Origin of the sequence: Algoriphagus sp. 4150, from assembly GCF_031457395.1 — a bacterium.
Taxonomy (GTDB): Bacteria; Bacteroidota; Bacteroidia; order Cytophagales; family Cyclobacteriaceae; genus Algoriphagus.
In genome coordinates this window covers 604,942-617,540 of the sequence record NZ_JAVDWS010000001.1, presented here as the reverse complement: position 1 = coordinate 617,540, position 12,599 = coordinate 604,942, and the positions used below count along the sequence as shown (strand labels likewise).

The window sequence follows — 12,599 nt, the reverse complement described above, 5'->3', positions numbered from 1 at the left end:
AAATAATAAATGACCGCAAGCCTGTTTTTGACCCAAGTTTAATATCTTTGAACTCTATTTTTATAAACTATTTAATATCCATGGCAGGAGAGAAAAATAAGGAAAAACTCATTTTAGATTCAGCTGTAGCACTCTTTACTTCCAAAGGTTATCTGGCCACTAGAATGGAGGATGTGGCCAAAGCAGCCGGGATCAGCAAAGGCCTCACCTATTTCTATTACAAAAATAAGGAAGACCTTTTTATGGCTTTGACCAAGAAAGCCTTCGATCAGTTCAAGGATGAATTCCGCGACGAATGGTCTACTAGATCCAAGGGGAAAACAGGGCTGGATATGCTTTGTTCTTTGCTGGTGAAGATTGTTGTCTTTGCGAAAGCCAATCAAGTGTATTACGATTCTATTCTCAATTTCCTTGATCTACTCAAGAAGTACAACAATCCGGAAACACGAAAATTAATTGATCCGAAAACACTGGAATCTACCCATTTTCAGAAACTCCTGGAAATCCATCATGAGCCTGCCAAAATAGGAATAATGATGGTGAGTCAAGGGATCAAAGACGGCAGTATTCGGGCAGAATTACAGCCGGAAATTACTTTTTACACGATCTGGAGTATGATCATTGGCTATGAGAAAATGCTCGGTCCGATAGAATATGAAGGCAAAGATCTAAAAATCCACTCTGAAAACTGGGAACCGGGATTCCTTCGTCTTATGCAGGAAATGCTAAAAGGCACTATTCAAGCAACCAAGAAAACTACAGTGCAAACTAGCTTATTCTAGTACAAGTAAAGAGAGCACAGGTAGTATAAAATAATAAAGGCTGTCGAGAAGGTTTTTCGACAGCCTTTATTTATATACTTAGTAGATGGTGCTCAACTTAATTATCAATTTACATCTCCCATCATTTTCTTGATCATAGGCCTCAGTAGGAAGAGTAAGGCAGCAGAACCGAAGACGGTATAAACGATCAACATGTATTGGTCAGGCATCTGGGCCAAGGCTTCATCCGTACCACCGCTTGCCTCACCGGCTATCAAGCCTGCAAACAGATTTCCCAGAGCAATGGATAAAAACCAGATTCCCATCATTTGCCCTCCATAGCCTTTTGGAGCCAATTTAGTCACCAGACTAAGCCCTACAGGAGATAAACTCAATTCACCGAATGTATGGAACATAAAAGTGACCAGCAGCCAAGTAGGTGCTGCAAGCTCACCTGAAGCTGCGATTTTGGTAGCGAAATACATCACAAAAAAACCAATGCCCAAAAACAGAAGCCCAAACGTAAATTTCAGAGGTGAGCTTGGCTCAAGGTTCCTTCTGCCCATCCATACCCAAAGTGCTCCAAAAAGCGGTGCAAAAAGGATAATAAAAAAAGAATTAATAGACTGGAAATAACTGGTAGGGATCTCCCAATCCAAAATAGTGCGATCTGTAAAACGCTCAGCAAATAGATTCAGTGTAGATCCTGCCTGTTCAAATCCTGACCAGAACATGGCGGAGAAAAGAAATAGAATAGCAATTACCCCTACTTTGCTTTTGTCTGACTTTTCCAGCCCTCCAAAAATTATCACATATCCCAGATAACCGAAAGCAACCAGTGCGATAATCGTACCCGAAGCTCCTGCGATGGCAGAAACATTGATCGGTATCACACCCATAAATAGCACCCCAACTACCGCTACCACACCAAGTCCTATATAAGTCACCAAGGATCTCAATTTCTTTTGACCCGATACTTCTTCTTCGGTCACCACCAACGGCGGTTCACCGTATCCTTCCAGTATTCCCCCGGACAGTTTATACTGAATTAGTCCGAAAACCATTCCCAATCCCGCAAGCCCAAAACCGAGGTGCATATCATAAGTTGCCAACGTACCACAGGCAATTGGAGCTATAAATCCGCCAAGGTTGATTCCCATGTAGAAAATAGAAAAACCTGCATCACGTTTTGAGCTCCCTTTAGGATAAAGCTGTCCTACAATCGAACTGATATTTGGCTTCAAAAGCCCGGTTCCCACTACTATCAGTACCAAACCCAGAAAGAAAGAGGAGGTATCAAGTGCGCTCAATTCGGCTTTGATCGAATGGCTGCCCGAGAACAACGCCATTAATCCGGGAAGAGCCATTGTAAAGTGACCTATAGCAATGATAATCCCACCGTACCATACAGATTTTTTCAATCCGAAAAGCCGGTCCGCAAGCCAGCCGCCGGGCAAAGCCAACAAATAAACCCCCATGGTGTAGAGACCATAAATTGCTCCGGAAGTCTGGTCGTCAAACCCCAAACCTCCCTCCGCGATAGACATAGTCATAAACAGTATGAGCAATGCCCGCATGCCATAAAAGCTGAATCGCTCCCACATTTCTGTGAAAAAGAGTATCATCAGGCCTTTAGGATGGCCAAAAACAGTAGGCCCTTCAAATTCAGGAGTAAGTTGTTTTTCCAAGGAAAGTTTTATTTGGGTGAAATCAATTTTGCAATGATAAACCTTTTTAGGGCTTGTTTCCAAAGTTAGAGCAACTGAATTATAGCTTTGTACCTGATTTTTACACCACTGGAAAGACATAACCGCACCATGTCTTCTTATATACAAACCAGTACCGAAATAAACATCTGTTTTTTACATGCAATCGATTGTAATGTAAAATAAAGCACATTTTATTGGTCTATTTAAAAGGTATTTCAGTAGTTTTGTGAAGACAATTTTCAGATTGTAAACCCAAATATTTATGCAGGAACTAGATCTGGCAACCCAGACTTCCCCCCTGGCTTTTCTTAGTACTACAACCAACAGAAAAGTTCATGTCAATCTTCCACCCGCTGAGCTGGTGGAAATTGCTTTAGCGCGAAAAGAAGGAAAACTCACTTCCACCGGCGCATTGATGGCAGATACCGGTGCATTCACCGGGAGATCCCCAAAAGACCGTTACATCGTCCTAGATGATAAAACCAAAGAATCGGTCTGGTGGAGTGACATCAACATTCCATTTGATGTTGAGAAATTCAGTCTGCTAATGGGCAAGATGAAAGCATTTTTAGCGGACAAGGAGCTCTTTGTCAGGGATGCTTATGCCGGTGCAGACGAGAGCTACAGACTCAAATTGAAGGTGATTAATACCAAAGCTTGGCACAATCTCTTCTGCTACAACATGTTTCTAAGGCCTTCGGAATCAGAATTGGAAAATTTTGAGCATGATTTTACAATCATTTGTGCTCCGGAATTCGAGGCCGATCCCAAAACTGACGGTACCAAAAGCCCAAATTTCGCAATAATCAATCTCACCGAGCGAATCATCCTGATTGGTGGTACCGGTTACGCAGGGGAAATGAAAAAGGGGATTTTCTCAGTACTCAACTTCATTCTTCCCCATGAACGAAATGTTCTTTCTATGCATTGCTCTGCAAATGTGGGATCGGATGGAGACACCGCTATTTTCTTTGGGCTATCCGGCACTGGCAAAACCACCCTTTCGGCAGATCCTAACCGATATTTAATCGGAGATGACGAGCATGGCTGGACCGAAGAAGGAGTATTCAACTTCGAAGGAGGTTGCTATGCCAAAGTCATTGATTTAAGCAGAGAGAAAGAGCCCGAAATCTGGGATGCGATCAAATTCGGATCCATCGTAGAAAACACACGATTTAAGGGAAAATCCAGGGAAGTTGATTTTACGGATAAATCCGTAACTGAAAATACCCGTACTGCCTACCCTATTGACTATATACCGAATGCACTGATACCATCTAAAGCAGATATACCGAAAAATATTTTCTTCCTGACGGCAGATGCTTTTGGGGTGATCCCTCCTATTTCCAAATTGAATAAAAGTCAGGCAATGTATCATTTTATTTCCGGCTACACAGCAAAAGTGGCAGGGACAGAAATGGGTATAACCGAACCAAAACTGACTTTCTCGGCATGTTTTGGTGCAGCTTTCCTTCCACTTCATCCTACAAAATATGCCACTTTATTCGGCGAAAAGATGGAAAAGTATGACACCAATGTTTGGTTGATCAATACCGGCTGGACCGGTGGTCCCTACGGAGTAGGATCAAGAATGAAACTGGCTTATACCCGGGCTATGATTACGGCAGCTTTGGAGGGGAAATTAGATCAGGTCAAGTTCGCTGAGCATCGGTTTTTTGGATTTCAGATCCCTCAGGAATGTCCAAATGTGCCCTCAGAGATACTTAATCCGAGACAAACTTGGACAGATGTGGATGCCTACGATATCCAAGCAAAGAAACTTGCGGATGCATTCAAGACAAATTTTCAACAATTTGAAGAATTTTCATCTGAGTCCATCATAAAAGGAGGTCCACTTCTCTGAAAAGAATAAATAAGCTATAGAAAGGTATGTCTTGGTACAAGACCCTTTCTACAACTTGGTTTCAAATGGTTAATGGAAAATCCTTTGAAACTTTATTTCGGCGTTTCTACTGTCCTGACAATAAAACACTACGTGTATCCGTGTGGATGCACGTAGTGAATTTATCCCTGATTTCAGCAAGGATGTGCTCATTCAGAACAAGCAAGAGTTCATAAAATAGTCACCGGTATAATTTTCGTGTTAAATCTTATCGTAATTATTATATTTTTGCGCAGCTAAGAATCTAAAAGCTCCTGATTGGAACATAACGAAAACCTGAAAAAATGAAGACAGCAGAATTAATTACGGAGAAAGGCACAATGAAAGTGGAGTTCTATGAGAAGGATGCACCTATTGCAGTACAGAATTTCATTGACCTTGCCAATAAAGGTTTTTACGATGGATTGACTTTCCATAGAGTTATCCCAAATTTTGTAATACAGGGTGGTTGTCCCAAAGGCAATGGTACCGGCGGCCCGGGTTACCACATTAAATGTGAACTGGACGGAGAAAATCAGTACCATGACCGGGGTGTACTTTCTATGGCACATGCGGGAAGAAATACGGGAGGATCTCAATTCTTTATTTGTCATAGCAGAGACAATACAGCCCATTTGGACAGAAATCACACCTGTTTCGGCAAAGTAGTGGAAGGCTTGGATATCATCGACGAGATCAAAGCAGGAGACAAAATCGAAAAAATTGTAGTTTCTGAGTCTTAAACGACACCTCCAAACGTTGAAATGCCCTCATCAGCCAATTGCTTTTGAGGGCATTCTTTTTTAAGTCTATTTGGCGCAGAAAGTCTATTTACCACTGAGGGCACAGAGAATTGCGCAGAGGGACACAGTTTATTGAAATACTGCGAGACGAACGCCTGCATCAGAGTTATCCTGCTTCTCCAGAAGCTGGATCTAAATGCGCTTTCCTCCCATTTCTCCGGAAATCATTCTTGATTCTACTCAGCCTTAAGCACAACCTCGGTCCTTCGCCCCCGCGCGTGTCCTCACGCACGGAAAAAACGGTATCAGATACCTGTACACAAACGCCCGATTCAGAGTTATCCTGCTTCTCCAGAAGCTGGATTTAGTTTGCACTTCCCCACTCATTTCTCCGGAAATCATTCTTGATCCTATTGAGCCTTAAGCACAACATCGATCCTTCGCCCCCGTGCGTGTCTCACGCACGGAAAAACGGTATCAGATACCTGTACACAAACTGCAACAAAGGAGAGGTTCTACATTCCAACTTACGATTGTTTTATTGTGACTGCATGAAATTTAAAGGTTGGAATAGTTATTGAACAACAGTCATTTCCTTTGATATAGTCTATGAAAATACGCCTTACGCTCGTCACCATCGTGTTCTTCGCAACCCTGCCCATCTCAGAGGCTCAGCGCTATGGAACTGCAGTGGGTCTCCGTTTTGGAAATAATAATCTGTACAGAACAGTTGGGATGACAGCACAGCAGAGGATCACAAAAAGGCTCACTCTGGAAGGAATTCTCCAATCCGATTTCAAGTTGAACACTACTTTTTCAGTATTGCTGGAAAAGCATCACCCCATAATCTCCAAACGCTTTAATTATTACTATGGAGTAGGTCCCTCATTTGGAGTAGAAGAGAGCTTTGTGAAAGATCCGGAGCAAAAACAAATTCTTCATACCTATGGAAACTCCACTACAGGATTGGATTTGATTGGGGGACTGGAACTAACGCTGTTGAATACGGTGGTTTCTCTGGATTATAAGCCTAATATCAATCTGGCTGGGCGGGAAGAATTCTATAGAGGACAAGTCGGAATCTCCGCACGTATGGTTTTGGTAAAAAGCAAAGAGCAAAAGAAAAGACAGAGAAAGCGACAAAAAGCGAAAAGGAAATCTCAAAAGAAGAGTTCATTCAATGACCAAATCAACGCTATTTTTCAGAAGAGGAATTAGGCAGTTTTGACTTCAAATAAGCCTTTTCATGTAAATCAGCTCTATTTACCACCGACCTATACCATTTCATTCTTAGGATTTGCTTCTCATCCCCTGTCAGATAGAAATCAGTATGATCGTAGTTTTTGGCTTTTTTGACAAGCTCATAGAGAGAAATGGAAGCTGCTACTGAAATATTGAAACTCTCAGTAAAGCCCAGCATAGGAATATGCACCAATCCATCCACACTTTCCTGAACTTCCGCACTTATACCCTCATGCTCATTTCCAAATACCAGCGCAAGCTTTTCATCTGGTTCCAGATCATAGATTGAAATAGATCCGGGCAATGGGCTGGTTCCGTAGATTTTATATCCTCTTTCTCTCAAACTGGAAAAACAATCCTGAACCGCTGATCCCTCCTTGGTGTAATACTTATGCAAATCCACCCATTGGGAGGCGCCCCGGGTCACGTAAGGATTGATTTTGTACTTATTCACCTTCTCGATGACATGCACATCCTGAATCCCGAAACAATCGCATGTGCGTAAAACAGCACTGGCATTATGAGGTTTGAAAATATCCTCCAGGACTACAGTAAGGAAGCGGGTTCTTTTCGCCAGCACCTTCTCCATTACTGATTTCTTATGTTCAGTGATGTATTGGCCCAAATAATCCAACCAGTCTTGATCTATAGTTTCTAAGTGATTTTTCGCTTCCATTTTGAAAAACATGGGGCTAATTAAAACAGCCCCAGTTGATCTTCATCGTCTTTATTAACGGATAAGTCTATAGTGGAACCAACTTCCAAATCATCATCCGAATCATTTTCATCTCCTTCAGATTCAGAATCTTTGGATGGTTCGACTTTTTTAGACTCTATCAGACTCAGATCTTTCACTTGATAGGTACTTAATTTATTACCCAACGCCTTCCAGCCCTTGATATCAATCAGCATATCCAAGTCATACTCCATCACTTCTTCCTCTTTTCCTTTGATCAGAGTCACACGCGCTTGTGGTTGCTTCTCCGTGGAAATAAGTTTCAGATACGATTGCTTATGATCTGAAATGAAATTGAAATTCTTGTTTAATGTCGTTGTTTCTATCTGGAAACGTTTTATATAATAGGTTTTACTACCACCATCAAAGTAAATGGCTGACAGCACTTTATCCGGATCAAACTTCTCTATAAGTAAGATATTGGGAGCATCATATCTATTGGTAGTTTCAAAACTGGTCAATTCATAGTCTCCACTTTTGTAGCAGACCAACACCCTATCGTCTCCCAAGAAATTACCTATCAATTTCCCACGCGCATCGGTATTCAATCTTCCTACAATGGAATCATAGTAAACATTTAATCCTCCCAGCGTAGACACACCTTCCATTTTCAACTGGATTTTCCGTATCGGATATCGGGTCAAAATATTTCCGCCTGCTCCCCTGCCCTTGATATCTATTGTAGCGAAATCAAAGTCAAAAACTTTCACACGGGCTTTTGCTCCCTGAGTCAAATACACCGTGATGATCTCAGCTTCACCATTTGCGTTGGCAGTGAGGTAAAGTGTTTTACTTCCCTTGGTACCTTTGGTAAGCAGGTATTCTTTATCACGAGTCACGGCCAATACCTGAAAACGCTTGACCATCGCCCGTCCGGTATCACCATCCAGATAGATATAGTTGTATACCATCCGCTCGTCGCCTTTGCGGAACACGGCTACATGCAAAATATCCTTGCCCATGAAATTCTTCTCCTGGATCTTGGAAACCATACAGACTCCATCCTTGCGGATCACGATGATATCATCCAGATCCGAACAATCACAGACAAACTCATCCTTCTTAAGCGCATACCCTACAAAACCATCTGCACGATTTACATACAGCTTTGCATTACTGGCAGCTACAGCATTTGCCTGAATGGTATCAAAAGCTCTGATTTCTGTCTTACGCTCTCTCCCTTTACCATATTTTGTAAGCAGATTTTCATAGTAAGCAATTGCGTAATCCGTCAGATGCCTTAAATGATGATTCACTTCCTTCAGCTCATCCTGAAGTCGCTTCATCAGCTCATCTGCTTTGAATGTATCAAATTTGGAAATACGCTTAATCTTAATCTCAGTCAAACGGACCAAATCCTCCGTAGTGATCTCTCTATAGAAATCTGGCTTGTAGGGATCCAACCCCTCATCTATTGCCTTTAAGACATCATCCCAAGTGGTACATTCTTCTATGTCCCGGTAGATTCTGTTTTCGATGAAGATCTTTTCCAATGAGGAGAACAACAACTTCTCCATCAATTCCGCCTTACGGATTTCTAACTCACGCTTGAGTAGCGCTTTGGTTTGCTTGGTATTGTATTCGAGGATATCATTTACTGTCAGGAAGACCGGAGTATCCTTGATAATTACACAGGCATTTGGTGAAATCGATACTTCGCAATCCGTGAAAGCATAAAGTGCATCTATCGTTACATCAGGAGAAACTCCAGGCGCAAGTTGTATTGCTATTTCTACATCTTTGGCAGTATTATCTACGACCTTCTTGATTTTAATCTTGCCCTTCTCATTTGCTTTCAGGATAGAATCAATCAATGTATCTGTAGTTACTCCAAAAGGTATATCTTTGATTAAAAGAGTTTTACTATCCTCCTCTTCTATTCTTGCTCGAACTTTTACTTTGCCTCCTCTCAGTCCTTCATTGTATTCAGAAAAATCAGCAAATCCGCCGGTGATAAAATCAGGAAGCACATTGGATCTATTTCCCCTGAGAATCTCGATGGAAGCGAGTATCAGCTCACAGAAGTTGTGTGGAAGGATCTTGGTGGAAAGTCCCACAGCAATACCTTCTACTCCTTGCGCCAGCAAAAGGGGAAATTTAACAGGTAATGTTACCGGCTCCCGCTTTCTACCGTCGTATGAAAGCTGCCACTCAGTAGTCTGGGCATTAAACAACACCTCAAGTGCGAACTTGGAGAGTCTGGCTTCAATGTAACGGGCAGCCGCAGCCCGGTCGCCGGTCCGCACGTCTCCCCAGTTACCCTGAGTTTCTATAAGTAGATCCTTTTGACCGATATTTACGATAGCATCTCCAATGGAAGCGTCACCATGCGGGTGAAACTGCATGGACTGACCGATGATGTTGGCAACTTTATTGAATCGCCCATCATCCATTTCCTTCATCGCATGCATAATACGACGCTGCACGGGTTTCAAACCGTCTTCGATCGCAGGAACCGCCCGCTCAAGGATGACATAAGAAGCATAATCAAGAAACCATTCTTTGTACATTCCTGTCACCGGGACAGAAGTGTGCAGGGATTCGTCTCCATTTTCAGGCAAATTGTTTTCTTCACTCATGTTGTAGTCCAGTATTTATAAAGTTGGAAGGTCAATAATACCAATCCAACAGAAATCATATTTCCAATCAGGAAATAATCATTTGAAATTTTATTGTCATCCACTTTGATTCTTGTTCCTATTTTCAAAGCGCCAAATAAAGTCAATCCATGGTAAACACCACTAATTAGACATAGATAGATAAACATCCGCTCTATTATCCCATTCCACATCGGGCGTCTAGAACCGTAGTTTTTCAGATACTTCATCCGAACCAACTTAAAAACAAAATAAGCAACCAGTTCTGAAGCCAGATAAAAGCCAATAAACCTAATCCCTATCTCCATATATCAGATTGACAAGCTTCTTCCGTTTTTGATAAGAGGAAAATTCTAACGAGTTAAATCTTCTCCACATCAAAGAAACATCCTTGTTTAAGTCTTTTGCTACTTTTTTGTAATCCTTAAACTTAAAATATCCTTTGATAATGTCCCTATCCTTCCATTTCCATTGCTCCTGCAATTCTAGCAAAAGATTGAGAGACAAAGCCATTTGACGTTTTTTTGGGAAATCTCCGTTCAATACCAATCTATCTTCGGCTGACTTCATCTCGACCAAGGCTTCTCTCGCTTCTGCCAAGCCGGCACCAAGCATTCCGTAAGCGATTACCGGATTGATTTCAGTATCAATCTCCCCCAACGTCACACTATATCTAATCAAAATAGGAATCTCCAGCTGCCATCGATACTCTTCCAAGGCTACGAGTACAAAGGCTACATCTTCTGAAGATTTCACAATTCCCTGAAATTCATCCCCGAGCGTAATAGTTAGTGGAGAGGCCAATTCCTCTTTGAATGATTCGTTAACCATTTTGATCAGCACAGCAAAATTCTTCTGTAAGGCGATTTGATCTGCATGACTGCTTTTGATCACATCTCCCATTAGTATCCACTCTCTCATACAGCATTAGATTTACATTAATAACATATTGTAAAAATAATGCAATTTTTAATAATTTTGCATAAAACATACAATACTTTACATTATTGCATATTTTATGCAAAACTATGCCGCTTCGCTTTCCTCTTCAGCCACAGCGGCGGCTTTAGGATCCTCAAGTGCCAAATCCTTCTCTATCTTTAAATTCTTAATAATAAAGTTCTGACGATTGGGGGTATTCTTACCCATGTAGAAAGTCAGCAAGTCACCTATTTTGGTTTCCTTATTCAATATTATCGGCTCCAAACGAATATCCTCTCCGATAAATCCTCCGAATTCTTCAGGAGAAATCTCACCCAATCCTTTAAATCGTGTGATTTCAGGCTTATTACCCAGCTTATGAATCGCCCGCTGCCGCTCCTCATCCGAATAGCAATAGATCGTCTCTTTTTTATTCCTCACTCGAAAAAGCGGTGTTTCGAGAATGAATAAATGCCCATTTTTCACCAAATCAGGAAAAAACTGCAAGAAATAGGTCATGATCAGCAAGCGGATGTGCATCCCATCGACATCAGCATCCGTAGCAATTACAATCTTTCTGTAGCGAAGATTTTCTATTCCATCTTCAATATTCAACGCATGCTGTAAGAGGTTGAACTCCTCATTCTCATACACCACCTTCTTGGTCATCCCAAAGCAATTCAAAGGCTTCCCTCTTAGGGAAAATACCGCCTGAGTCTGCACATCACGGGATTTGGTGATAGATCCGGAGGCAGAGTCCCCCTCGGTAAGGAACAGCATGGTATTGGCTTTCACATCCTCATTGGCTTTAGGATCATCATAATGCACACGGCAATCTCTCAGCTTCTTATTGTGAAGATTGGCTTTTTTCGCCCGCTCGTTTGCGAGTTTCTTGATGCCGGAAATCTCTTTGCGCTCACGTTCAGATTGGAGGATTCTCTTTAACAGAGCATCGGCAACCGCCGGATTTTTATGTAAATAATTATCCAGCTCTGTCTTAAGGAAGTCATTGATAAACGTGCGGACGGTCGGACCATCAGGCCCTACGGATTGAGAACCAAGTTTAGTTTTGGTTTGTGATTCGAACACCGGCTCCTGCACGCGGATAGAAATAGCGGCTACCACACTTTGACGAATGTCGGAAGCATCGTAATCTTTCTTGAAAAACTCCCGGACAGTCTTGACCACCGCTTCACGGAATGCGGCTAAATGTGTCCCACCCTGGGTTGTGTACTGTCCGTTTACAAAAGAATAATATTCCTCTCCATACTGATTGGAGTGAGTGAGAGCCATTTCTATATCATTCCCTTTCAGGTGAATAATAGGATAGCGCTGGGTTTCTTCGTCTATCTTATTGGATAGTAAATCGAAAAGCCCCCTGTCAGAGAAATACTTCTTTCCGTTATAATTGATCGTAAGACCTGCGTTCAGATAAGCGTAGTTCCAAATCTGGTTTTCGAGATATTCCGGTATGAAATGGTAGTTTTTGAAAATGCCGCCATCAGGAGAAAAAACGACTTTTGTGCCATTTCTATCTGATGTTTTGTTGATCGGAGGATCATTTACCAAGATGCCTTTTTCGAATTCGGCTACCTTGGTTTCTCCCTCACGATAAGCCTGTACTTTGAAGAAATCGGACAAGGCATTCACTGCTTTGGTACCTACCCCATTTAAGCCTACAGACTTCTGGAAAGCACCGGAATCGTATTTACCGCCTGTGTTGATCTTGGATACACAATCGATGACTTTGCCCAGGGGAATTCCACGGCCATAGTCACGGACTTCCACCTTATGTTCGGAGATTTTGACATCTATGGTTCTCCCATAGCCCATCATATGCTCATCAATAGAATTGTCCAGCACCTCTTTTACAAGGACATAAATCCCATCATCCTGCGCACTTCCATCTCCCAATTTACCGATATACATACCGGGTCTTAGCCTGATATGCTCCCTCCAATCGAGGGACTTGATACTGTCTTCTGTATATTTAACTGCTTCAGCCATA

General features: G+C 42.0%; 10 protein-coding genes. 4 read left to right on the top strand and 6 right to left on the bottom strand.

All coding sequences use genetic code 11. The features are described from left to right. Positions 1-80 precede the first annotated feature (80 nt). Positions 81-782 (top strand): TetR/AcrR family transcriptional regulator, encoded by a 702-nt coding sequence (locus tag J2X69_RS02640; RefSeq protein WP_310098016.1) that lies wholly within the window; start codon positions 81-83, stop codon positions 780-782. A 104-nt stretch (positions 783-886) separates the two neighbouring features. On the opposite strand, the gene J2X69_RS02635 is transcribed toward J2X69_RS02640, so the two are convergent. Beyond that, positions 887-2,386 carry a peptide MFS transporter gene (locus tag J2X69_RS02635; protein WP_409014382.1) on the bottom strand — a complete coding sequence of 500 codons (1,500 nt, stop codon included), beginning with the start codon at positions 2,384-2,386 and terminating at the stop codon, positions 887-889. Between the two features lie 346 nt (positions 2,387-2,732). Here J2X69_RS02635 and pckA point away from each other — a divergent pair, with 346 nt between their 5' ends. The 3 genes from pckA (at position 2,733) to J2X69_RS02620 (ending at position 6,313) form a co-directional block, all read left to right on the top strand. Beyond that, positions 2,733-4,334 carry a phosphoenolpyruvate carboxykinase (ATP) gene (pckA, locus tag J2X69_RS02630; RefSeq protein WP_310098008.1) on the top strand — a complete coding sequence of 534 codons (1,602 nt, stop codon included), beginning with the start codon at positions 2,733-2,735 and terminating at the stop codon, positions 4,332-4,334. Between the two features lie 323 nt (positions 4,335-4,657). Continuing rightward, positions 4,658-5,095: a peptidylprolyl isomerase gene (locus J2X69_RS02625; RefSeq protein ID WP_310098005.1), complete on the top strand. Its 438-nt coding sequence runs from the start codon at positions 4,658-4,660 to the stop codon at positions 5,093-5,095. Between the two features lie 609 nt (positions 5,096-5,704). Then, positions 5,705-6,313: a hypothetical protein gene (locus tag J2X69_RS02620; protein WP_310098003.1), complete on the top strand. Its 609-nt coding sequence runs from the start codon at positions 5,705-5,707 to the stop codon at positions 6,311-6,313. Here J2X69_RS02620 and J2X69_RS02615 read toward each other — a convergent pair. The 5 genes from J2X69_RS02615 to J2X69_RS02595 all read right to left on the bottom strand — a co-directional run bounded on the left by J2X69_RS02615 (position 6,291) and on the right by J2X69_RS02595 (position 12,598). Further along, the gene (locus J2X69_RS02615) at positions 6,291-7,013 is read right to left on the bottom strand and encodes an RNA methyltransferase (RefSeq protein WP_310098000.1); all 723 of its coding nucleotides are present in this window, start codon (positions 7,011-7,013) and stop codon (positions 6,291-6,293) included. The two genes, J2X69_RS02620 and J2X69_RS02615, sit on opposite strands and share 23 nt — an antisense overlap. Positions 7,014-7,033: 20 nt before the next feature. Then, positions 7,034-9,652: a DNA gyrase/topoisomerase IV subunit A gene (locus J2X69_RS02610; RefSeq protein ID WP_310097997.1), complete on the bottom strand. Its 2,619-nt coding sequence runs from the start codon at positions 9,650-9,652 to the stop codon at positions 7,034-7,036. Next, on the bottom strand, positions 9,649-9,978 hold the full coding sequence (locus J2X69_RS02605) for a hypothetical protein (RefSeq protein WP_310097996.1): 330 nt from the start codon (positions 9,976-9,978) through the stop codon (positions 9,649-9,651). Before J2X69_RS02605 ends, J2X69_RS02610 begins: the two co-directional genes overlap by 4 nt. Further along, the gene (locus J2X69_RS02600; protein ID WP_310097994.1) at positions 9,962-10,591 is read right to left on the bottom strand and encodes a SatD family protein; all 630 of its coding nucleotides are present in this window, start codon (positions 10,589-10,591) and stop codon (positions 9,962-9,964) included. Before J2X69_RS02600 ends, J2X69_RS02605 begins: the two co-directional genes overlap by 17 nt. A 105-nt stretch (positions 10,592-10,696) precedes the next feature. Continuing rightward, positions 10,697-12,598: a DNA topoisomerase IV subunit B gene (locus J2X69_RS02595; protein ID WP_310097991.1), complete on the bottom strand. Its 1,902-nt coding sequence runs from the start codon at positions 12,596-12,598 to the stop codon at positions 10,697-10,699. Position 12,599: the final 1 nt, after the last annotated feature.